Source organism: Methyloceanibacter sp. (genome assembly GCF_058506495.1).
The window spans coordinates 1-22,395 of record NZ_JBZMXT010000038.1 but is presented as its reverse complement, the minus strand read 5'-3'; the positions used below and the strand labels follow the sequence as shown (position 1 = coordinate 22,395).

Sequence of the window (22,395 nt, the reverse complement as noted above, 5' to 3'; positions counted from 1 at the left end):
CAAGGCGCTCGGCTAAGGAGGCTTTTGCAATGTCCAACGTCACTGATACGCCAGCCTGGCAGAAGCTTGCCGCTCACCACGAAATGATAAAGGGCGTGCATCTGCGCGATTTGTTTCGCGAGGATGCCTCCCGTGCTGAGAAGTTCACGGTTGAGGGGGCCGGACTGACGCTCGATTACTCGAAGCAGCGCATCACTGAAGAGACAAAGTTACTACTCGTCGAACTCGCTAAGGAGCGAAAAGTTGCCGAGCGGCGCGACGCCATGTTCCGTGGCGAAAAGATCAACGTCTCGGAGAAGCGCGCCGTCCTGCATGTGGCCTTGCGGGCGCCACGCGACAAAGTGATCGAAGTCGACGGACACAATGTCGTGCTCGACGTTTACGCCGTGCTCGATCGCATGTCCGTCTTCGCCGACAAGATCCGCAGCGGTGAGTGGGTCGGCCATACCGGCAAACGCATCAAGAATGTCATCAACATTGGCATTGGCGGGTCCTATCTCGGGCCAGAGATGGCCTATCTCGCTCTCCGCCCCTATTCGGACCGCGACATGACGGTCCGCTTCGTCTCCAACGTGGACGGTGCCTGCTTCGATGAAGCCACGCGAGATCTCAATGCCGAAGAAACACTGTTCATCGTTTCTTCCAAGACGTTCACGACGCTCGAGACCATGACGAATGCGGCGACGGCCCGCGCCTGGGCGGTCGAGAGGCTCGGGTCGGAGGACGCCGTAGCGAAGCACTTCGTTGCTAACTCCACCAACACTGAGGGCGTTGAGAAGTTTGGCATCGATACCGCCAACATGTTCCAGTTCTGGGACTGGGTCGGCGGCCGCTACTCGATGGATTCGGCGATCGGTCTCTCTACGATGATCGCCATCGGGCCAGACGGGTTCCGCGACATGCTCGCCGGTTTCCATGAGATGGATGAGCATTTCCGAACGGCGCCGGCCGAAGAGAACTTGCCCATGCTGATGGGACTCTTGACTGTTTGGTACAACAATTTCTTCGGCACGCAGACGCTCGCCGTTCTCCCCTACTCGGAGCATATGAAGCGCTTTCCGGCCTATCTCCAACAACTGCAGATGGAGAGCAATGGCAAGCATGTGGATATGGCCGTAAAACACGTGGACCTGCAAACCGGGCCAATCATCTGGGGTGAACCTGGGACAGATGGTCAGCACTCGTTCTACCAACTCATTCATCAGGGCACGAAGCTGATCCCATGTGACTTCATCGGCTTCCTAACGCCACTGAGCCCCCTCGCCCATCAGCACGATCTGCTCATGGCCAATTTGTTCGCACAGGCCGAGGCGCTTGCTTTCGGCAAGACGGCTGCGGAGTTAACAGCGGAAGGATCACCTGCTGCGCAGACGCCGTTCCGTGTCACAGAGGGTAATAGGCCAACGAATATGATCCTTGCCGAAAAGCTCGACCCAAAGACACTGGGGCGGCTTGTTGCGCTATATGAGCACAGCGTCTTCACGCAAGGTGCTGTGTGGAACATAGACTCGTTCGACCAATGGGGTGTGGAACTCGGAAAGGTGCTTGCCAATCGGATTATCCCCGAACTTGAAGCTAAGGATGAGCCGAACCTGAGCCACGATTCCTCCACCAATGCCCTTATTGGGCGGTATCGGGCTCACAAATTCACATAGGGCAGCGAGATGACACCAGCATTTGGCACGTTGCGAATATGTGAGGACGCGGGCGACCTGGCGCAGAAAGGGGCCGAATTTCTATGCGCACACGCGGCCTCTAGACCGGAACGGACCGTCGTTGCGTTGTCCGGAGGAAACACACCTAAACCTCTGTACGAGCTGCTTGCTCAGGAGCCGGCCAAGTCGACGATGCCTTGGGACCGCGTTCATTGGATTCTCGGAGACGAGCGCTTCGTGCCCCCAAGCGACCCAGCCAGCAACTACGGCATGGCGCGAGTAGCCTTCCTCTCGCATGTTCCCGTACCGCCGCAGAACGTTCATCCTGTTGAAACAGTTGGCGTCACCCTGGAGGAGTCCGCGCGAGACTACGAGGCGATGCTGCAAGATCTCTATGGAGCGAGCACGCTCAAAGCCGCTCGGCCGTTGCTCAATATCACACTGCTCGGCCTCGGCGAGGACGGACACACAGCATCGCTCCTGCCCCATGAACCGGTCTTAAAAGTGCGCGACCGTTGGGTCGCGGCAGTCCCTAAAGGACGTGTGGAGGAACGGGTCACCCTGACCTATCCCGCGATTAATGCCAGCGAGATCGTTGCCTTTCTCGTTTCCGGCGAAAGCAAGCGAGAGGTACTCGACAAAATCCTATCTGGAGACGAGAGTTTTCCGGCCTCTCATATCCGAGCACGGGGAGAGGTTCTCTGGTTTGCCGATCGAGCGGCTGCCGGGCGCTGGGCATAGCTAAGACTGGCTCGTCGTTTTCGGCCCGCGGGCAAGGCCGTAAACAACTCTTGCGCCCGATCGGGTCCTGTGCCGCAGTATCGTCAAGCTTTCAGATTTCAGATAGTGCGACGCTTTCAACTTCGTCAGTCCCTTGGAAGAACCCGACGTGACGCAACCTGCATCGACTTCAAACGAACCCCTGCAGCGTAAAGACTGGATGCCGAGCCAAGCCGAGATGGACGCTATTGCGCGCGGCGAACACGGCGATCCCTTTGCGGTCCTTGGGTTGAAACGGTCTCGCGATGGCGCTTCCGTTCGGGCTTTTCTTCCCGACGTCGATTCCGTCACTGTCTTCGACCCGGAAACCGGCGAAGAAATCCCGCTTACCCGCTTGCACAAGGCGGGCTTCTTCGGCGCTAAGCTCCCCATGACGTTCACGAGCGAGTATCTAAAGCGTTCCAAGCGCGGAGACGTGACCGAAGAGATTGATGACTCATATCGGTTCGGTCCGATCCTTGGAGAGCTTGATCTGCACCTCCTGAGCGAAGGTACACATCACCGCCTCTACGAGAAGCTTGGTGCGCACCTGATCCGCCACGAGGGCGTCGATGGTGTTGCCTTCGCCGTATGGGCGCCGAATGCGACCCGCGTTAGCGTGGTGGGTCCATTCAATGACTGGGACGGACGCCGCCACGTCATGCGAAAGCGACCCGAAGCAGGCGTCTGGGAAATCTTCGTACCCGGCCTGAAGGCCGGCGCGCTCTACAAGTATGAGATCCTTGGGCCGGATAAGGAGCTGTTGCCGCTAAAGGCCGATCCGTTTGGCTTCGAACAAGAGCATCCTCCGGCGACGGCTTCGATCGTGCATGGGCTCCCCTCGCGCGTAGCAACCAATACGCCCTGGCACGCAGAGCGGAAGGACGCTAACAGTATTCATGCACCGATATCGATCTACGAAGTCCATCTCGGTTCGTGGATGCGAGGCACGGGCAATCGCTATCTGAGCTACGCCGAACTCGCTCACAAGCTCATTCCCTACGTTAAGGATCTCGGTTTCACGCATATCGAACTGATGCCGGTGAGCGAATTTCCGTTCGACGGTTCCTGGGGCTATCAGCCTATCGGCCTCTACGCACCGACGTCTCGTTTCGGAACGCCGGAAGACTTCGCAGACTTTGTGGCCCAGTGTCATGCCGAAGATCTCGGCGTGATGGTGGATTGGGTGTCCGCGCACTTCCCCACCGACGCGCATGGGCTCGGCCGCTTCGACGGCACGGCTCTCTATGAGCATGAGGACCCGCGTCTCGGCTTCCACAAAGACTGGAACACGCTGATCTACAACTATGGCCGCCGTGAAGTGATGAACTTCCTCCTGGCCAATGTTCTATTCTGGATGGAACGGTTCGGTATCGATGGACTGCGCGTCGATGCCGTCGCCTCGATGCTCTATCTCGATTACAGCCGCAACGATGGTGAGTGGATCCCGAACCGGTATGGCGGCAATGAGAATCTTGAAGCGATCGCATTCCTCAAGCGGCTAAACGAGCTCGTATTCTCTGAACACCCAGGCAGCACAACCGTGGCCGAGGAATCGACATCCTGGCCAGGCGTCTCTCGACCGACATATGTGGGCGGGCTCGGCTTCGGCTTCAAATGGAATATGGGTTGGATGCACGACACCCTTGTTTATATGCAGAACGAGCCGATCCATCGCAGTCATCATCAGGATAAACTCACCTTCGGCTTGCTCTACGCGTTCTCGGAGAACTTTGTGTTGCCGCTATCACACGACGAGGTCGTGCACGGCAAAGGCTCACTGCTGAACAAAATGCCCGGAGACCGTTGGCAAAAGTTCGCAAATCTCCGCGCCTATTTTGGCTTCATGTGGACACACCCCGGCAAGAAACTTCTCTTCATGGGTGGCGAGTTCGCTCAAGAAGCCGAGTGGAACCACGATCAGAGTCTCGATTGGCACTTGCTTGCCGATGGCATGCATAAGGGTGTGCAAAAGCTAATTGGCGACCTCAACCATCTCTATCGCACAACGCCGGCCCTACACGTGTTCGACTGCGAACCTCGCGGGTTTGATTGGGTGGACACGACGGACAACGAAGCAAGCGTGATCGCCTTCTTGCGTGTGGGGAACATTGGCGACCCGCCGGCTCTTGTGGTCTGCAACTTCACACCGGTTCCACGTGAAGGCTACCGTGTCGGCGTGCCGTCCGGCGGACGTTGGCTGGAGCGCATCAATACGGACTGCGAAGCGTATGGCGGCTCCGGCGTTGGCAACCTGGGCTCGGTAAAGGCCGACAAGGTGGCCCGCCATGGTCACCCCTACTCGCTGAACCTGACCCTGCCGCCGCTGGCCACCGTCGTCTTCACGCCCGAACATCAAGCGGCCACCGGCGGACAGAGCTCATCCAGCGGGACCGACTTGCCTGAACTCTGCACAAGCCGGCAGTGGTAGCGCTTCAGCGCGCGCGCATGGGGGACGCCGCACGAATGGGCGATAACGCCCACATCGTATCTCACACGCTCAACGTAATTCTTTACGCGCACCGCCTTGTCCCTGGGGTCGAGCCCGCGCTGCAAGCGCGGATCATGTGTGGTGATCCCGGTGGGACAAGTGTTCTTGTTGCATTTGAGGGCCTGGATGCATCCCAGCGAAAACATGAAGCCACGCGCTGACACGACCACGTCTGCGCCCGCGCAATAGGCCCACGCAATCTCCGCAGGTGTGATGAGCTTGCCGGACGCGATCAACTTGACGCGGTCTCTCATCCCATGACGGGTGAGGATATCGGCTACCATTGGGAGCGATTCCTTAACCGGCAAGCCCACATTGTCCATTAGGGGCATTGGCGCAGCACCCGTGCCGCCGTCACCGGAGTCCACCGTAATGAAGTCCGGCGCGGATTCGATACCCCGTTGGCTGAATTCCTCACACAACCCGTTCAGCCAGCCATAAGCTCCGACGACGGTCTTAAATCCGACCGGCTTGCCTGTGGTTTCGCGAATGCGCTCGATCATATCCGCAAGCTCCGAAACGTTGCGGATGTCAGTGTGTCCGTTTGGAGAAAGGGACGCCTGCTGTACAGGTATCCCGCGAATGGCGGCGATCTCGGCAGTCACCTTTACCGCTGGCAAGATGCCGCCTTTGCCGGGCTTCGCACCTTGGCTCATCTTCAGCTCGAACATCTTGACTTCCGGATGCCCGGCGACGCTTCGCAAACGATCCAGATCCAACTGGCCATCCATATCTCGCACACCATATTTGGCAGTGCCGATCTGGAATACGATGTCACAACCCCCATCCAGATGGTGCTGAGACAGACCGCCCTCGCCGGTATTGAGCCAACAGTCGGCGAGCTTGGCACCGTTTGACAACGCACGAACCGCCGGCTGCGAGAGCGCGCCGTAGCTCATCCCCGAAATGTTGATGATCGACCGCGACTCATAAGGGTTGTCGCAGTACTTACCAATGGTGATCGGCGGGGTGGGAACAGAGTCCTCGGTCAATGTCGGAAATGGGCAGTTCACAAAGATCACGGTACCAACGGGCGTAAGATTCTTCGTCGAGCCGAAAGCCACCGTGTTGTCATGACCTGCTGCCGAGGCGGTGACCCACTCACGCTCAGCGCGATTGAACGGCATCTCCTCCCGATCCATCGCAAAAAAGTACTGCCCAAAAAACTCCCCAAGCTTGGAGAACACGTAGCGAAAGCGGCCGAGCACTGGAAAATTGCGTCGCACGGCATCGCGCTTCTGGGTGACGTCGATCACGAAGACGACCGCAATGGCCAAGACAGCAAGCCCGATTACAAAAATGAAGAGCGTTGAGAGAAAGCCGAGCCCTTCCATGGTGAAGCTCGACAGTGAATCGAAATTCGACATGGGGTCTGCTCCATCCGCCTCAGTCAGAACCGGCAACACTGAGCTGCCAGATACAAGCCTGTCCCGACTGACAGACCGAGGTCATCACACATGACATCACGTTCGCTTGACGCATTGAGAGGGTTGCACGGCGAACATGAAGCGCGTAGCAGGCTCTCGATGGATGCAATCTTCGATCAAGGCCTTCCAGAGCCCTGCCCCGAACCGTTCAACCTGGCCGCTTACGTCTTGTCACGGGCAGGCGAGCTTCACGAGAAGACGGCGCTATCTGTGGTTTCGACGGATGGCGCGGAAACCTGGACCTATGGCGAACTGGAATCCGCGGTGCTTGGCGCAACGAGTGGGCTGCTCGAACTGGGTCTGCAGCCGGGTGACCGTCTACTCATGCGCCTCGGCAACAGCACCGATTTTCCGATCTGCTACTTGGCTGCACTTGCAGCCGACATCGTACCGGTCCCAACATCCGCGCTGCTGACGGAAGACGAGGTTTCTCAGATCGTCGAGGATGTTTCGCCCAGCTTGATCGTTGCTGGGCCAGAGATCGCCCTTCCAGCAAACACGCCGTGCACCGTGGTCGGGCTCGAACTATTTAGAAGTCTCTATTCGTTGCCGCCAGCGACTTATTCGCTGGGCGATCCCCATCGGCCCGGCTACATCATCTATACGTCTGGCACATCAGGTAGCCCACGTGCGGTTACGCATGCTCACCGTGCGATCTGGGCGCGCCGGATGATGTGGGACGGCTGGTATGGTCTTCATGAAGACGACCGGCTGATGCACGCAGGATCCTTCAATTGGACGTATACGCTTGGGACCGGATTGCTGGATCCTTGGTCATGCGGCGCCACATCGCTCATCCCCTCGAACGGCGTGAAACCGGATCAACTCGGCGCACTTATCGAGATGTATGACGCAACGATGTTCGCCGCATCGCCTGGCGTCTATCGGCAACTGCTCAGGAGGCCTCCAAACCGCTCTCCATCGCTTCGCCATGGGCTGTCGGCCGGCGAGAAGCTGCCTGATGCGACGCGGTCGGCTTGGGAGACTGCTACAGGCACACCGATCTTCGAGGCGTTCGGCATGTCCGAATGCTCCACCTTCATATCGGGGAGTCCAAGCCGACCTGCCCCCGATGGGACTCTGGGCTTTCCGCAACCCGGGCGGCGCCTTGCCGTGTTGGGCGACGGGGCTCCCGTGAAGCGCGGCGAACCAGGCGTCCTCAGCATTTCGCGACGGGACCCTGGCATGATGTTGTACTACTGGGGCGCTGCGGCCGACACAGCAGCACGCTTTGAGGGAGAATGGTTTCTCACGGGAGACCTCGTGAGCATGTCTCCGAATGGCGCACTCACCTATCTCGGGCGCGCCGACGATATGATGAACGCTGGCGGCATCCGCGTGTCGCCGCTTGAGGTCGAGAACGCGTTGAACGCGCACCCTAGTGTTGCGGAAAGCGCTGCGGTCGAGGTCTTGGTTAAGGCGGATACCACCGTGATCGCTCTATTCTTCGTTGCTAATGGTGAAGTTGAGCAAACCGACTTGGAGATGTACGCGGCGGAGCACCTAGCACGCTACAAATGTCCGCGCATCTATACTGAAGTCGAGGTGCTCCCCAAAGGACCAAATGGGAAACTGCTCCGACGGCAACTACGCGCAGCATTTGAGCGTTCAAAGACCACACTCAAGTAAGGCTGCTCTAACGGCGTCTGAATGGCCCGAAGCCGCGTGGTCCGGAAACAGTGCGTCGCACCTTATTTCGCTGCGGTTGAGCGCGAACTACTCTCTTCTTGGGCGGCGCAGCGCGGCGCGTCGATGCGCGTTTGCGCTTCCTAGCAGTAGGCCTCTTTGCCACCCCGACCGACTTGGCCGAGTCGTTTGTGCGCACGATAAAGTCGTCGCCTTCGGGCAGTACTGACGAGTGCTTGGCAACGTCTGCAACGATGAACGAGGCGCCCGAGGTGAGGCCTTTGGCGATCTCATCTCGCATGGCGTCTGGGATGGTGATCCGATCGAGCACTTTCTCGGAGTCTTCACCTTCAAGGCTGATGCCTACCCAACCTGGCTCTCCTCGCTCGGCAGAATACCCGTAAGTGAACAGATGTGTTCCGAGCGGCTTTTCTGGATCGCGAAGCTGAACCGGGACATTGCGCACCTGGCTGAACCCTCGGCGAAGGAACAGATAGGCGTCGGGAAGCGGACCCTTGCCAGCTTCCTCGTAGATCTTCGTCGCGATTCTCTCGTTGAAAACGCCACGCGGGCGTAGCCCATGGTCTTTCTCAAACGCACGAATGGCCTTTTGGGTGCCTGCTCCGATATAACCCACAAACTTGTCTTGCGGCTCAAGGTAGCCCATCGCAGCGAGTGCTTCCTGCACGCCAATGGCGATGTCTCGCTGCTCTCGGCGAGTCACGAGCATGTGCCACGGCCGCTCGTATCTCGTGCTCGCGTTAGCTTGGCTGCTTACCGTGGCACTCGGCGATCCCGCAGCGGCCAATGCGCTTTCGCGAACCCCCGCCTTTATACTTTTCTCGGCCATTTCGCCGAGATCGGCAATCGAGCGCGGCATCACCAGCGTGTTGTTTTCAATGAGCTTCGGCTCAACCATCGATCCGGTGAGCGTCGCCACCTTGCCTCCGATCTCCGTCATGCGAAAGAGCTTTGGTGCAAAGTCATGGTTCATGCGTATGCAGCCGTGGGAAGCTGGACGCTTCGGCACCTCGCCCGCATGCAACGCTGTGCCGGTCCGCGTCAGCCTTTGCATCCAGGGCATCGGAGCATTGTCGTAGAGGTTCGAGTAGTGCTCTGGCTTTTTCTGCAGGATGCCGAAAACACCTGTTAGCGTTTGGTATCCCGGCTTGCCACTCGAAATGCGCGTAGTTTCAACGCGCTCAAGCCCCCGATAGACATCGAGCTGCTGATCCTTCAACGAGATAATGACTGTGACAGGCTGGGCGATAACTTTGCCGTTAATCTGTGTCGCAAGGATGTTCCGAGGTTCGAGCAGCTCCCCTGATCTGCTGGATTTGAGCTCGTCTCGAACGACCATCTCGTTCAACGGCTCCGTCATTAGTCTGGCAACGAGTTGCGACTTCTTCAGTGCAGGGGCTGTCAGCTCGATAGGCGAAGTACGCACAACCGAACGCGAGCCCAGCGCGGTCGATGCAGGCAGCAGTGTTTTCTGCTGCACATTAATATAGGCAATCGGCTCAAGGGTCCGAGGGTCTTCCCGCCCTTCTTCCGCTCCATATGGCAATGTCGGACGTACTACAGCCAGGCTGTCTAAGGCCTCCTCATAAACCGAAGCCGTGTCCGAGGTTTCGCCCTGACTAGCTGTGGCATCGATCGCCGCTCTGGACCCTGTCGAAACTAGCTCGATCCAGTGCGGCTCAAGTCCGAACTCTTCCGGCGCCGTCACTGTTGGCGAAAAAAGCCCTTCAGACGCAGTCGCGCTCAGTGGGAGCGCCGTAGCAAAAAGGAGTGCCAAAGTATGGAGTGCCAAAGTATGGAGGCGCGCGATCCTCATAAGAGCTCCTTGCGGCGATTCGGTCTGTTGCTAACTCCCAATTGTTCTCGGAGAAAGTAGTTACAACAACGTGACGTTAAGTATGTTTTCTGCGTCGATCTATTTTATGAGCTCAACATCAACACGGCTCGATGGTACCAAGCGCTTTTCGCAATCCTTCTTAGAACGTTTGCCCTGCTGACACTCCACAACACCGTTGATTAGGAAACTCCCGATCTCGTCGCATGACAACTGAGAAAACTCGTACATCTTCATTGTTCGCTTTTTTGCTTCGAGTGGTGCCGCGTTCAACACGAACCAGCGCTCGAAAACCGCGTCAGAGTTGAGAACTACAAGATCAATCTTGAGTTTTCCGTAGCCATCGGTCCCCTGATTGTCGAATAGGAAGTAAGCCTGGCATCCGCCGCCGGCATCGCTCAATTTGTTGAGTTCAATGCCGACCGCGTCTTTGATGGCGCTATTCGCTGCGCTACTTGCGAACAAAAAGCTAACGGCGAGAACTGCAGCCACAATAGCAGCACGGGCCGTACAGACGCACGACGCTAGCGAACGCATACCCCCAACCTCTCAATTTGTATCAGCCGATTCCCTACGTGCAGTCATCGCCGCAGATTTACAAGGCCAACCTTGGTACAAACTGCCTTGTTCGGACAATTCTTTCGCAGAAAATGGTTGCCGAACCAACCTGATCGAAGAGGATACAGCGTGGCGACCGATCGCCCGGGTCAACCGGTTTTAGAGCGAGCGGCGTCGAGCAAGAGCATTTCGATAGAAGACAGCTATCGCGACACAGGGAGACGTCTATGGCAGACAAGAACAGTTTCACACCCGACGAGTGGAATACAATCTTGATGAGCCCAACCATCGCGGGCATGGCGATAACGGCGGCGGACCCAAGTGGTTTGTGGGGCATGCTAAAGGAGTCGTTTGCAAGTGGTTCGGCGCTCGTCACAGCGAAAACCGATCCCGATGCAAATCAGCTCGTCAAAGCCGTTGTCGCCGATTTTGAAACGGCGGATGGCCGCGGCGAACTCAAAGAGGCACTGAAAGCCCGCTTCACCGGCATCAAACCGGACGAAGTTGTGCCAAGCGCACTTGCCGTGCTGACGGATGTCGCCCGAATTCTGGACGCCAAGGCGCCAGAGGACGCGGCCGGCTTCAAGAGCTGGCTCGAGGAGATCAGTCAAAAGGTGGCTGAGGCGTCAAAGGAGGGCGGGTTCCTCGGTTTTGGTGGCGTCAGGGTAAGCGATGCCGAGAAGGCAACCCTGGCCGACATACAGAAGACCCTGAATGCTTGAGACGCATCAGCACCTGGAAGGAAGGACTGCAGCATGGCGACGCTACAGGAGATTCTCGCCCGCTCTCAGAACGGCGGAGCGGCGGACCTCATCGCCCGAGCATACGACATAACGCCGGAGCAGGCCGAGGCCGCCGTCGGCGCCCTCTTGCCTGCAATCTCCTTGGGCCTAAAGCGCTCGACGGCAACCCCCGAGGGCCTGGGAGAACTCTTCGACGTTGCAGGTCGGCAACCCACTCTCTTCGCCATGTACGATGATCCCGATGCGGCGCTCTCTGCGGAGGGCGTTGCCTCCGGCAACGCCCTCTTAGAAAATTTGTTCGGTTCACCAGAGGCAAGTCATGCAGTCGCCTCACATGCGCAGCAACTGTCCGGTGTGGGTGGCGCGATCCTTGAGAAAATCTTGCCTGTCTTGGTAGGGATGCTGCTTTCGGGGCTCATGCGAGGTGGGTCGGGCCGGGCCGAGCCCGCGCCGCAGCAGCCGGTGCCACGAGAGCCCGAGCCCCAACAACCCGGTCCAGGCACTGGTGGGGGCGGGATCTTCGATATCTTCCGTGAGATTTTCCAGCAGGGCAGTGGCGGGTCAACCTTCGACCAACCTGGAGGAAGCCCCGTACCGCCAATCGGCGACATTCTGGATTCGCTTGGCGACGGCCGCCGAGTAGCTTCGGAACCACAGTCGCCAAAGTTCCCAATCCCCGATGCCTCGCCTGAGATGCCGGGCGGCCGCCCACAATCGCATCCAGTTCCGAAACCGCCCGCGTCCGGTGGAGACCAATCCTTTCCGATGGGTCCTGAAACGCCAGGTGGCGACATCTTCGGACAGATCCTTAAAGAGCTTGGCAAGGCCGTCCAAGAGGGGCGCATTAAGCCCGTAATCATCGGTCCAGGTGGCTTGCCGGGCGGGCAGCCACCTGGCGGCAGTGGACAGTCGCAGCCTCAAGGCGGCGGCATCTTCGGTGATATCTTGAAAGAAGTCCTGGACGGCGCCCTGAACCAAGGCGGAGCGGGTCGTCAATCTCTTGCGGCCACGGGCGCCGGCGCCCTTTTGTTTGGTGACGCGCTGGAGCACGGGACCCGAATTGCCGACCAGCAAATCGAAAGCCTGCAGGAAGTCCTCGATGGCTTCGCGGCAACACGGCCCGAGCCGGACTGATGGCTTTGCCGTGACCGCTTCGCCCGAGACCTCGCGCGGGCAGAACCTGGCGGTCCCGTCGCTTTCTCCAAGTTGGCGTCTCGTCTAAAATGGTCAAAGGAAGAGTTGTCCAAGATCAACGCTTGGGAGGAATCAGAGTATGCGAGGAGTTGCGAGGCTAGCTTTGGTGGGAAGCGGCCTTCTCATGGGGGCATGGATCTTCGCTCCCGAGGATCGCTTGCGCGCCTTCGCTGAGGCCGTGGATCGTCTCATTGGTACGACGGAGGCACACGCGGGGACGGATCCAGCCCCCGAGACGCAGACCTTCTCTCCGGTCAAGCCACTGTCTGACCGGGACGTCTACTATCCCGGCACGGAGGCTCTTGCACCAGACGAGATGCGTGTGACTGCCTGTGGAACCGGCATGCCCAGCGCGCGGCCGAAGCAGGCTGCTGCGTGCTTCCTCGTTGAACTCGGCAATGGAGACAAGTTCATCTTCGATATTGGGAGTGGCTCATTCGAGCGGCTTTCCGCCTTGTCGATCCCGTTCGACTATCTCGATAAGGTCTTTATCGGCCACCTTCACAGCGATCACTTCGGGGATCTTGGCGACCTATGGGTCGGAGGCGTGATCTCCAATCGCCAGCGGCCGCTCAGAATCTGGGGGCCAAGCGGCACCAAGCCTGAATACGGCACCGCCTACGCGGTAGAAAAGATGCAGGAGATGCTGACGTGGGACGCCGCCTCGCGGCTTGGCAACGTCAACACGAAGGGGCAGCAGCTCGAGGTCAACGAGTTCGACTACAAAGGCGTGGACCAAATCGTCTACGACGAGAACGGAGTCCAGATACGGAGCATCCCAGCCATCCACGCACTCGATGGGCCTGTGAGCTACATCCTGGAGTGGAACGGACTGAAATTTGCATTTTCAAGCGACACCTATCCTAACGAATGGTGGCTGGAGTCCGCGAAGGACGCGGATATTGCTATCCATGAGTGTTTCCTGCCGCCGCCGCTTTTGGTGACGAAGCAGAAATTCCCTGTCGAGGATGCGCTGAATGTCGGGACACAAGTCCACACGGCCCCGTCCATGTTCGGCAAGGTGATGAGCCTGACCAAACCACGAATGGCCGTCGCCTACCATTTCTATAATGACTTCGATACGGCCCCGACGGTCGAGGCTGACATTCGATCGACCTATGACGGTCCGCTGTCACTTGCGGTCGACTACATGGTTTGGAATGTCACCAAAGACGACATCCGCACACGCATGGCCGTGTTCAACGAAGACGCCTGGCCGCTTCCGTCAGTGACCCCGAAACTGCCCGCCGACCCCAATGAACGCATTGGCTTCACCAAGTTCATCATGGACGGCCGGGAGGTCTTCACGGACGTTGTGCAGAAGATCTACGACACGACCAACGAGCAGTTTGGCACACACATTCCGGCGCCCAACTAGGCGCCCATCAGCACTTTTTGGTATGGTAGGATTCACCCAACGATAAGGGGCACCGCTCGGGAGTGCCCAAACGGAACCCGGAGGTGCTCCATGAAACCGTCCTTGTGGCTCACCCGCCTATTCGTGATTGGTGGCCTAGCTCTTAGCTGGGCGCTGTTTGCGCCAGAGGCGTCATTGCAGCGTGCCGGAAACGAGCTGCTGGGCCTCGCCACGCCTCAGCCTGCAGTGGCAGAAGAGAAAGAAATCCCGGTCTCCCCGACAAAGGTGAGTCAGCGGCCGCGGGACACGTACTTCCCGAACACTGAGGACCTAAAACCTGACGAGATGCGCGTGATTGCGTGCGGCACCGGCATGCCGACGACGCGCGCGGCGCAGGCGGCCGCCTGCTTCCTGGTGGAACTGGGGAACGGAGACAAGTTCCTCTTCGACATCGGATCGGGCTCTGCAGAGCGAATTTCGTCCCTGCAGATTCCCTATAATTATCTCGATAAGGTCTTTATAGGCCATCTGCACACGGATCATTTTGGCGCCCTCCACGATCTGTTTATCGGCGGTGCGATCATGGGGCGCAACGTCCCGTTGCGTGTTTGGGGCCCAAGCGGCCCTTCCCCGGAACTCGGGACCGCGCATGCCTTGGACGGCATGATGCAGATGTTGACGTGGGACCTCGCGGGCCGGGCCGGCATGATCGATTTCCGAGGCTTTGAGTTGGAGGTCAACGAGTTCGACTACAAGGGCGAAAACGCCGTGATCTATGACGAGAACGGCGTCACGATCCGCTCGTTTCCGGCAATTCATTCAATCGACGGGCCGGTAAGCTTCGTTCTTGAGTGGAACGGTCTGAAGTTCGCCTTCTCAAGCGATACCTATCCGAACAAGTGGTTCGTCGAATATGCGAAGGACGCCGACATCGCAATTCACGAGTGCTTCATCGCGGTGCCATCGCTTGTGAGCAAGATGCGCTTCACTCCGGAGTCGGCGCTTATGGTCGGCACGCAGATTCATACCGCTCCTGAAGCCTTCGGTAAGGTCATGAGCGAGATCACACCGCGTATGGCCGTCGCCTATCACTTCTTCAAGGACTATGACACCACGGGCGAAGTCTTTGAGCGCATCCGTTCGACCTATGACGGTCCGCTGAGCCTCGCAGAAGATTTCATGGTCTGGAACGTAAGCAAGGACGAGATCACAGAACGCCTCGCCGTGGTCGAGGACCGCACCTGGTCGCCGCCTCTGGCACGTCCAGCCATGCCGCCAAACATGGCCGACCGTAAAACGTTCAGCGAGAAGACGGGCGTTCCCGAAGAGGCTATCGGCTATTCGGAGTTTATCGAGAGCGGGACATTGGACGTGGATGACGTGCTTCGGCCCATTTACAAAGAGGCTATCGAAGCGGTTGGACGCGACTTCCCGTATCCGGCCGACGAGAAGGAGAACGAAGGCGAATGATCCAGCCGCGCGATGCGGAGGTCTAGTCTGCTGATGTGGAAGCCGGTGGCGTGCGCGCTGCGCACTGGCTTTCTCGTTGTTTCGATCCTCGCTCTTGCCTCCGCGATTTGGCCAAACTTCGCGGCGGCAGACCTCATGAACACGAATGGCGCCCACACAGCGCCGAATTTTGCGGAAGTGCGGATCCTGGACGACCGCGTACGGGTGCAGCTCGAGATCGACTTTGCGGACTACACAGCCTTCGTGCCCGGCGGTGCGGAGGCACTGTCAGAAGGCAGCGAACCCGATCCCGCGCGACTTTCCAAGGTGACAGGCGAGGCATTCGCTGTGCGCGACGGGGATGGACTTAGGATCGCCCCGGACGTCCGAATGATTGAGGTGAGGGATCGGACGCCGCGTCGGGTTGCGGGTGTGGCGCCGCGCACCCGCAACAGCCCTGCCCCGCCTCCCCGAGGCGATCGCGTCATCTATGTCGAACTCGACTATCCCTTCGAGGACAAGCCGGACAACCTCACGCTTGTTCCTCCGATCGGCGCTCAAGGTTTGGCATCGGTTAATCTTGGATTCATCGCCTACCATGGCAGCGTGCCTGTCACGGACTATCGCTTTCTCTCGCGAGCGGAGCAGGTGCGCCTCGACTGGAAGGACCCGTGGTACACGGCCTTCGAAAATCCAAACCTGCGGCGGCATCACCAGTCAGCAATCATGTCCTTCCTGACGATCGCGCCGCGCGAGGTGCGGCACGAGATCATTTTTCGATTGCGGGATTTGGACGAATGGACTGATCTCGACTTAGGGCCCTCCGCGACCCTCGACCGCGCACAAGTGGAAGTGATTGAGGCTGCCGCCGTCCGCTATTTCGAAACACTTCCGCCGCTTCTGATCGACGGTAAGGAGGTCAAGCCAGCATCCGTGACCGCGATGTTCTTGGAGGTTGGGGCTGAGGGTGTGACCCCGATCGAAGATCCGCAGGCTTTGGACCGCAATGCGGCTCTCATGGGCGTCATTCTATCTTACCCGCACAGCAAGTTGCCCCAGACGGTGGACATGATCTGGGAACTGTTCACAGACGCGGCACAGAGAATTCCCGTCGGCGTGTCCGATCCTGCCGGCCCCGTGCCGGATTGGGCCACGCCGGACAGCCCAAAGATCCGATGGACCAACTTTCTGAAGACCTGGAAAGATCCTGAAGTCGCGGTGGTCAGAGCTGACGCAACAAGCGCTGTGACGCTTCCCTTCCTTTCGATCCTTCTTCTAGTTCTTGGGCTGGCACTCGGGATCAAGGCCCTCCGTGGCCCATCAGGCCGCTGGCGCTGGGGTACCGCCAGTGCCGTTGCTCTAGCTGGCGCAGCCGCGACTCTGCCAGCGTTCTTAGTTTCTGTTCCGCTGCCAGGGCAGCCGGATCGTCAGGCCTCGACAGAGATATCGAAGGCCATCCTCACAAACGCCGCAACGGCCATGCTCGAAACAGAGGAGGCAGCCTTTACATCTGCACTAGCCGCATTCGTGCCCCCGGAGGAGGTTCAGCCCGTCGGAGACGAGATGCGGCGCGGGCTGTCGGTGACCCTTCCGACCGGTGCACGCGCGCTCACCGACGATATTGACGACGTCACGATCGAGAACATCGAGCCGCGTGACGGTGGGATCGGCGTGCTTGCGCGCTGGATCGCAAACATGAGTGGAGGCCATTGGGGTCATGAGCATCGGCAACGCGTCGCTTATCGTGGCCTCTTGGATCTTGAAGAGACGGATGGTGTGTGGAAGCTGCGCGGGCTTACCATTCTCAATGCGGACATGAGACAATAGCTGGCATGCGGCAGACCGGGCTTTTCACCGCTTCTCTAGCATTTGCCCTCTTCGTAGCCGTTTTGGGTCTCGGTGTCGCTCAGGCTCATTTCAACCTGAATCTCAATGTTCGCGTATTCCAAGTGGAGCACACGCCGGATGGTTTGCGGCTCTATGTCAGGATGCCCATGCCCTACTTCGTGGCGGGCGAACGCGGCCCTATCGGCGAAGATGGGCTTCCCGAGGCGCCTCCGTTCACGACGAATCGGTACGAAGAACAAGGCCTAATGCACCTGATCGATGTGGATGCGCTGAAGAGCGACCCACTCGGCCTTGGCGAGCTCGCAGCCGATGCGGTGAGAGTCGAAGCTGGCGGTAAACAGATCAAACCAAAGGTGCTGACCGTTCGGGTCTATCCCATCGGCGATCAGCCAGGCTTCGCCACGCTGGACGAGGCAAAGGCCGCTCTCAGCGCAGGCCCGGTGTTCCCCGACAATGTCGGCGAGACCTATGTGGGTGACGCGCTGGTGGACGTCCTCCTGGACTACGACGCGGGCGGCGCCGTTCCAACGTATGCCCTATCAAGCACGCTCGACCCCAAAATCCCTGGCCAGGATCAGACTGCAAATGTGATCCTCGACTATGGCTCAGGCGGCGTAAGGGTCTTTCGCGCGCAAGGCCTGATGACCGAGCCCGTCACGATAACTTCATCGCATGCTTCGGCGGCATGGTCCTTCGTCATCGAGGGCATCAATCATATTCTAGGCGGCCTGGACCACGTCCTGTTCGTACTCTGCATCGTAATCGGTGCAACGGGACTGGGCAGTCTGGTCTCGCGCGTCACTGGTTTTACCTTGGGCCATAGCGTTACGCTCACGCTGGGCTTCCTGGGATACGTCCCAAGCGGAGCTTGGTTTATCCCGACGGTAGAGTTCGGCATTGCACTCTCCATAGTATATGCAGCTGCTGTTGCGATTCTTACCGAGGAAGGTCACCCGGCGCGCGAACGCACGATGTTCTTTGTTACCTTCGCGATCGGGATGGTCCATGGACTCGGCTTTTCCTTCGTCCTGCATGAGATTCTCAAAATCGACTCGCCCAATCTTTGGCAGAGCCTTCTCGCCTTCAACGTAGGCGTCGAAATTGGCCAACTCGCTATTGTCCTCCTCGTTTGGCCCGCACTACTTCTGCTAAAGCGGCTCAGCGCAACCTCTTGGCACTATGCGCGGCTTGGCATCGCCGTGACCTGTATCGTCGTGGCAGGTTATTGGTCACTCGAGCGGCTCCCAGCGATTGTCGAGACAGTCTGAACACGATGCGTAACGCTATTCTGGCCCATAGGTCTTTTGTAGGCTGGTCGGTACGTCCCTAATCGCCATATATTTGTTACTGGCGCACGTTATCGCCTTACCCAATACGGCTTGCTGGGCGCATGGCGCTGCCTTGAAGCCGTTAAAAAGAACCCGCTTTAGGGTCAACGCCAATCGGAAACGCCAAGCAAGTGAGGCTTGAGATATGAGTGAGCAATCCCCCCTTCAGAACAGTGTGAATGTCTTTGTCGACTGGGCCAAAGCACGTCTCGACGAAATGGCCGCGAACGCCAGCACGCTCCAGGCCAATCTGGACAAGCTTGACGCAAACTCGCGCGCGCAAGCCGAGCAGGCCATCAACCAGCTCAATCAGTGGATTCAGCAGGGACAAAACGACGTCAAAAACGCACAGGCACAAGGCGAGGCTTCCGTGGCCCAAGCGAAGGCTGACCTAGAAGCGCTTTGGAACAACTTTCAGAATAACTCCGGCGATTGGGCCGGTCTCATCAAAGACAACCAGGCGATGTTCCAGGCGCGCGCCCAGGCTCAAGTTCAAGCCTGGCAGGATATGATCAACACCTACATCCAGCGCTTGAACGACGTGCACGATCAGAATAAGTCGCAGGCAGAGGCTCAAGTCGCCCAACTCCAAGCCGAGGCGAAGAAAGCGCAAGCAGACCTGACCGCAAAAGCTGAAGAACTGGCCAAGGCCGGTCAGTCTTCGTGGGATGCGATGAGCGAGGCACTCGATCAGTCGCGCAATGCTTTCGCGAAGTCGATCGAAACTGCCGCGAAGAACTTCAACGACGCAATGAAGAGTTAACCAGTCCGGCCCTCAGAGGGCCGATGTCTGCAACGACTCGAGGGAGGTACCGTAGGGTGCCTCCCTTTTTGCAACGGCGCCGACGCGCTCGTCAGAGTATCGGATCGACAGCCGCCGTCAGAGATGGCCCGGCTGTGAAAACGTCAGCTCCCGATTTCACATTCTCGCGGATCACAACCCCGCCAAATCCAACAACAAAAGCGCCGGCTGCGCGCGCCTCGATATCGGTTGCGCCATCACCTATCAGTGCGACTGGTTTCCCGTTCCCGCCCAGCAAGCGGCAAATATCTGCCTTGCCCCCAGGAAGGGCAAGCGGCGACTTGCGATCGAAGTCCGCATACGAATTGTTATCGCCGAAGATCACCTCTACAGCATGGACGTTCTCCGACGGCACACTGAGCTCAGCTGCAAGCGGAAGGATGGCCTGGCGCAGCCCTCCGCTAATGATGTGAACGTCTTTTCCCGCCGCATGCAGCGTGTTTATCGCCTCAATAGCACCGGGCACTATCTCCTCCACGTAGAGCTTTCCCAACCATTCGATTGCTGCACGATCGGGGCGAACAAGGTCCAGGCGTTTGCCGTACACTTCATCAAGCCGCAAATCGCCAACCATCGCCGCTTCGGTTAACGGTACAACTTCCTCCTCCACACCGGCGCGACGCGCCAATGCGTCTATGCCTTCGACCCGACTCAAGGTGCTGTCGCAATCGAAACAAACAATGTCGAAATTTCTGCCGGAGGCGGTCACAACTCGAAGCTCACGACTTGCTTGATGGGCTCGAGTGAACGGATCTCTTCCATGGCCGCTGCGGGCAGCGGCGCCGAGATGCTAATCAAGGCGATGGCCATTGTCGGATCCTCACCGATGCCTACTTGCATACGCGAGATGTTGATTTTCTCACGCCCTAGAATACTCCCCAAGGCACCAACAACGCCCGGCTCGTCCCGATGGCGGGTGAAGAGAAACGTACCCTCCGGAACGGCTTCTACGTCGTAACCGTCGATCCGCACAAGCCGTGCCCTGCTCCCGCCAAGCAGCGTTCCCGCGACGGTGCTTGTCTTCCCACAACACTTCGCGGAGATCTCAAGGAGCGAGAGAAAATCACGCGCTTCTTCGGTTTTCGATTCGGTCAACTCAATCCCTTGCGACTTTGCCAGATGGCTCGCATTGACGCGATTGACGCGCCCCGTCATGCGCTGGCTTAGGACCCCAACAAGGGCCTCGGCCGTGACGGGCCGTGAATCCAATTCCACCACACGTCCGAACAAACGCACGTCCAATCGAGATATCGGCCCTTCGCAGAGCGACCCCACAAGGCGTCCAAGTGCAAAGGCCAACTTCTGATAGGGAACGGTTTGAGAGAGTTGATCTGACGACACGCGGGGTAGATTAACAGCCGTCTCCGCTGCGCCCGTCGTAAGGAAATTAATCATGTCTTCTGCGATGCGGAGGCTCACGGCCTTTTGTGCTTCCTCCGTGGAAGCACCTAGATGCGGCGTTAGGACAACATTGTCCAGCTCGAGAAGCGGTGATCCCCTTGGCGGCTCCGTCTCGAAGACATCGAGTGCTGCGCCAGCGAGATGTCCACTCTGCAGAGCATCAAACAACGCCGTTTCGTCGACCAGGCCGCCCCTCGCGCAGTTGATGACCCGTGCGCCCGGCTTCATCGCGCTGAGGCGCGGCCCATCCAGCAGATGGCGGGTTTTTTCACTTAGCGGGCAATGGAGCGTGACATAGTCAGCTTCAGCCAGCAGCTTTTCGAGTTCCACACCTTCTGCGCCATGCTCGGCCATAATTTCCGGCGCCACGAAGGGGTCATGAGCAATAACCCGCATTTTCAGCGCGACACAGCGTTCGGCGACAAGGCGTCCGATCGTCCCGAAACCGATGACGCCAATTGTCTTCCCCGACAATTCAACACCAGAGTAGCGCGAAGGTTTCCAGTCCCCCGCCCTCACAGCGCGGTCGGCCCTCGGTAAATTGCGGCTCAGCGACATTAGGTGGGCAATGGCAAGTTCCGCCGTGGTCGTGGCATTTGAGTCAGGGGTATTGAAAACGACGATTCCGCGCTGCGTCGCCGATGGAATGTCTATGTTGTCGACACCGATTCCCGCACGCCCGATGGCGCGGAGTCGGGTCGCCGCTTCGATGACGGGCTGAGTGACCTTTGTCTTGGACCGGACGATCAGCGCATCGTAGTCACCGATGCGTTCCATCAGAGCCTTTTCGTCAAGCTCTGTTTCGATATCAACACGAAAGCGATCGTCACCATCGAGAATTTGGCGACCTGAGGCATGGATTGGATCAGCGATCAGGACGCTGGCAACTGCATTCATCGGACAACCCCTTGTCGATAACCGGAATCACGGATGTTGCTGCGGCGCAAGATCGCTAGTCTGCGCCGGAGCCGCAAGGGTTTGCAGGCCTTCGGTCCAAGAATGGTGCATCGTGGTCTTTGGATTGTTGCCGTCCGGGCCGGCCGATCGAGGATTACGCCTGGTAACCAAAACCGCTAACCAATCGGGCTAACCAACCGAAAAGGATCAGGAAGCAGGGGTCGAGACCATGGGATAACGTCTCTTCGGCGTCGCGCGAAGGCTTGATTTCGGGGGAAATGGCGCGCCGCCAAGAGAATCGAGGGGCAAGGTTGAAACACTGAGTGTGCTCCCCCATCTTACGAGTTACGGGGGGCCAGGTTCGGAGATCTGGCCATGTTCAAGTTTTTTGTATTTGTCGGTTTTCTCGTGGGCATCGCGTTTGTGATGACACCGGCCCCGGAGCCTCAAAGAGCGCTCAGCGCGAACGAGATTCCAGTCCTCAATGACAAGCCAATGCTCACATCTTGGGGGCCCACCCTTGGGTCGCTACGAGATGGTGTGGGTACTGGCTCTCCCAGCAACGTCGCGTCGACGCTGGTCGCGTCTAACGACAGTTTTGGCTCGTTCAAGGCGCAGATGAACGATCCGGCGTCGGACGGCCTGCCCGAAGGTACGATCGAAGTGGCTGCGCTGGCAGCGACGGCTTCTGCTGGCGATGGCGCGAGTGCTGACAAGCCAAAACCATCCGCCGTGCCAAAGCGGCGCGCAGCTACCGAGCCCGTGATCGACCGCGTTGCGGCAGCACTGCCGCCAAAAAGACGAGGCCTTTTTGGAAGACCTTTGAATCAGCCGCGAGCCAAAGCGCCTCGCGCCACGCGTCAAGCTGAGGCAGCTCCACGCAACCGCGGCTTCTTCAAGCGTCTCAGGGGACGCAAAACTCAGACTGCGCGTGCCTCGGCGCTCGGCCCAGCTCGGTAACTGCTGATACGAGCAATCACACGAATCAAAAGCTCTGGCCTCTGG

Annotated in this window: 17 protein-coding genes; 12 read left to right on the top strand and 5 right to left on the bottom strand. The window is 58.6% G+C overall.

Features of this window, described 5'->3' with window-relative positions; all coding sequences use genetic code 11:
* The 3 genes from pgi to glgB all read left to right on the top strand — a co-directional run.
* On the top strand, nt 1-1,655 hold a 1,655-nt coding region (gene pgi / locus AC33YF_RS08385), incomplete at its 5' end, for a glucose-6-phosphate isomerase (protein WP_491776751.1).
* Nucleotides 1,656-1,664: 9 nt separating this feature from the next.
* The gene (gene pgl / locus AC33YF_RS08380) at nt 1,665-2,396 is read left to right on the top strand and encodes a 6-phosphogluconolactonase (RefSeq protein ID WP_491776750.1); all 732 of its coding nucleotides are present in this window, start codon (nt 1,665-1,667) and stop codon (nt 2,394-2,396) included.
* A gap of 199 nt (nt 2,397-2,595) precedes the next feature.
* On the top strand, nt 2,596-4,845 hold the full coding sequence (gene glgB, locus AC33YF_RS08375) for a 1,4-alpha-glucan branching protein GlgB (protein WP_491776749.1): 2,250 nt from the start codon (nt 2,596-2,598) through the stop codon (nt 4,843-4,845).
* Here glgB and AC33YF_RS08370 read toward each other — a convergent pair.
* A complete protein-coding gene (locus AC33YF_RS08370) occupies nt 4,770-6,272 on the bottom strand; it encodes an FMN-binding glutamate synthase family protein (protein ID WP_491776748.1) in 1,503 nt (500 codons plus the stop codon). The two genes, glgB and AC33YF_RS08370, sit on opposite strands and share 76 nt — an antisense overlap.
* Before the next feature lie 90 nt (nt 6,273-6,362).
* Between AC33YF_RS08370 and AC33YF_RS08365 the strand changes: the two genes are divergently transcribed.
* Nucleotides 6,363-7,961, top strand: coding sequence for a class I adenylate-forming enzyme family protein (locus tag AC33YF_RS08365; protein WP_491776747.1), 1,599 nt, complete (start codon nt 6,363-6,365; stop codon nt 7,959-7,961).
* 7 nt (nt 7,962-7,968) lie between these two features.
* Here AC33YF_RS08365 and AC33YF_RS08360 read toward each other — a convergent pair whose 3' ends face one another.
* Entirely contained in the window at nt 7,969-9,795 is a 1,827-nt protein-coding gene (locus AC33YF_RS08360; protein ID WP_491776746.1) for a L,D-transpeptidase family protein, read from the bottom strand.
* Between the two features lie 99 nt (nt 9,796-9,894).
* Nucleotides 9,895-10,350, bottom strand: coding sequence for a hypothetical protein (locus tag AC33YF_RS08355; RefSeq protein ID WP_491776745.1), 456 nt, complete (start codon nt 10,348-10,350; stop codon nt 9,895-9,897).
* A 248-nt stretch (nt 10,351-10,598) separates the two neighbouring features.
* Between AC33YF_RS08355 and AC33YF_RS08350 the strand changes: the two genes are divergently transcribed.
* From AC33YF_RS08350 to AC33YF_RS08320, 7 genes are all read left to right on the top strand, one after another.
* Nucleotides 10,599-11,093, top strand: coding sequence for a hypothetical protein (locus AC33YF_RS08350; RefSeq protein WP_491776744.1), 495 nt, complete (start codon nt 10,599-10,601; stop codon nt 11,091-11,093).
* A gap of 33 nt (nt 11,094-11,126) precedes the next feature.
* Nucleotides 11,127-12,248, top strand: coding sequence for a DUF937 domain-containing protein (locus AC33YF_RS08345; protein ID WP_491776743.1), 1,122 nt, complete (start codon nt 11,127-11,129; stop codon nt 12,246-12,248).
* 184 nt (nt 12,249-12,432) lie between these two features.
* Nucleotides 12,433-13,686: a guanitoxin biosynthesis MBL fold metallo-hydrolase GntH gene (gene gntH / locus AC33YF_RS08340; protein WP_491776742.1), complete on the top strand. Its 1,254-nt coding sequence runs from the start codon at nt 12,433-12,435 to the stop codon at nt 13,684-13,686.
* Between the two features lie 90 nt (nt 13,687-13,776).
* Nucleotides 13,777-15,135 carry a guanitoxin biosynthesis MBL fold metallo-hydrolase GntH gene (gene gntH, locus AC33YF_RS08335; RefSeq protein ID WP_491776741.1) on the top strand — a complete coding sequence of 453 codons (1,359 nt, stop codon included), beginning with the start codon at nt 13,777-13,779 and terminating at the stop codon, nt 15,133-15,135.
* 12 nt (nt 15,136-15,147) lie between these two features.
* Nucleotides 15,148-16,941, top strand: coding sequence for a hypothetical protein (locus tag AC33YF_RS08330; RefSeq protein ID WP_491776740.1), 1,794 nt, complete (start codon nt 15,148-15,150; stop codon nt 16,939-16,941).
* A gap of 5 nt (nt 16,942-16,946) precedes the next feature.
* On the top strand, nt 16,947-18,230 hold the full coding sequence (locus AC33YF_RS08325) for a HupE/UreJ family protein (RefSeq protein WP_491776739.1): 1,284 nt from the start codon (nt 16,947-16,949) through the stop codon (nt 18,228-18,230).
* A 205-nt stretch (nt 18,231-18,435) separates the two neighbouring features.
* The gene (locus AC33YF_RS08320; protein ID WP_491776738.1) at nt 18,436-19,053 is read left to right on the top strand and encodes a hypothetical protein; all 618 of its coding nucleotides are present in this window, start codon (nt 18,436-18,438) and stop codon (nt 19,051-19,053) included.
* A gap of 91 nt (nt 19,054-19,144) precedes the next feature.
* Here the strand turns inward: AC33YF_RS08320 and AC33YF_RS08315 are convergent, their stop codons facing one another.
* Both AC33YF_RS08315 and serA read right to left on the bottom strand, forming a co-directional pair.
* On the bottom strand, nt 19,145-19,801 hold the full coding sequence (locus AC33YF_RS08315) for an HAD-IB family phosphatase (protein ID WP_491776737.1): 657 nt from the start codon (nt 19,799-19,801) through the stop codon (nt 19,145-19,147).
* Nucleotides 19,798-21,390: a phosphoglycerate dehydrogenase gene (gene serA, locus AC33YF_RS08310; protein ID WP_491776736.1), complete on the bottom strand. Its 1,593-nt coding sequence runs from the start codon at nt 21,388-21,390 to the stop codon at nt 19,798-19,800. Before serA ends, AC33YF_RS08315 begins: the two co-directional genes overlap by 4 nt.
* A gap of 375 nt (nt 21,391-21,765) precedes the next feature.
* On the opposite strand from serA, the gene AC33YF_RS08305 reads away from it, so the two are divergent.
* On the top strand, nt 21,766-22,350 hold the full coding sequence (locus tag AC33YF_RS08305; protein WP_491776735.1) for a hypothetical protein: 585 nt from the start codon (nt 21,766-21,768) through the stop codon (nt 22,348-22,350).
* Nucleotides 22,351-22,395: the final 45 nt, after the last annotated feature.

Bases quoted from the DNA above. Each gene is read 5' to 3' on its own strand.
- pgl (WP_491776750.1), top strand. From the start codon at position 1,665: ATGACACCAGCATTTGGCACGTTGCGAATATGTGAGGACGCGGGCGAC.
- glgB (WP_491776749.1), top strand. From the start codon at position 2,596: ATGCCGAGCCAAGCCGAGATGGACGCTATTGCGCGCGGCGAACACGGC.
- AC33YF_RS08370 (WP_491776748.1), bottom strand. From the start codon at position 6,272: ATGTCGAATTTCGATTCACTGTCGAGCTTCACCATGGAAGGGCTCGGC.
- AC33YF_RS08365 (WP_491776747.1), top strand. From the start codon at position 6,363: ATGACATCACGTTCGCTTGACGCATTGAGAGGGTTGCACGGCGAACAT.
- AC33YF_RS08360 (WP_491776746.1), bottom strand. From the start codon at position 9,795: ATGAGGATCGCGCGCCTCCATACTTTGGCACTCCATACTTTGGCACTC.
- AC33YF_RS08355 (WP_491776745.1), bottom strand. From the start codon at position 10,350: ATGCGTTCGCTAGCGTCGTGCGTCTGTACGGCCCGTGCTGCTATTGTG.
- AC33YF_RS08350 (WP_491776744.1), top strand. From the start codon at position 10,599: ATGGCAGACAAGAACAGTTTCACACCCGACGAGTGGAATACAATCTTG.
- AC33YF_RS08345 (WP_491776743.1), top strand. From the start codon at position 11,127: ATGGCGACGCTACAGGAGATTCTCGCCCGCTCTCAGAACGGCGGAGCG.
- gntH (WP_491776742.1), top strand. From the start codon at position 12,433: ATGGGGGCATGGATCTTCGCTCCCGAGGATCGCTTGCGCGCCTTCGCT.
- gntH (WP_491776741.1), top strand. From the start codon at position 13,777: ATGAAACCGTCCTTGTGGCTCACCCGCCTATTCGTGATTGGTGGCCTA.
- AC33YF_RS08330 (WP_491776740.1), top strand. From the start codon at position 15,148: ATGCGGAGGTCTAGTCTGCTGATGTGGAAGCCGGTGGCGTGCGCGCTG.
- AC33YF_RS08325 (WP_491776739.1), top strand. From the start codon at position 16,947: ATGCGGCAGACCGGGCTTTTCACCGCTTCTCTAGCATTTGCCCTCTTC.
- AC33YF_RS08320 (WP_491776738.1), top strand. From the start codon at position 18,436: ATGAGTGAGCAATCCCCCCTTCAGAACAGTGTGAATGTCTTTGTCGAC.
- serA (WP_491776736.1), bottom strand. From the start codon at position 21,390: ATGAATGCAGTTGCCAGCGTCCTGATCGCTGATCCAATCCATGCCTCA.
- AC33YF_RS08305 (WP_491776735.1), top strand. From the start codon at position 21,766: ATGTTCAAGTTTTTTGTATTTGTCGGTTTTCTCGTGGGCATCGCGTTT.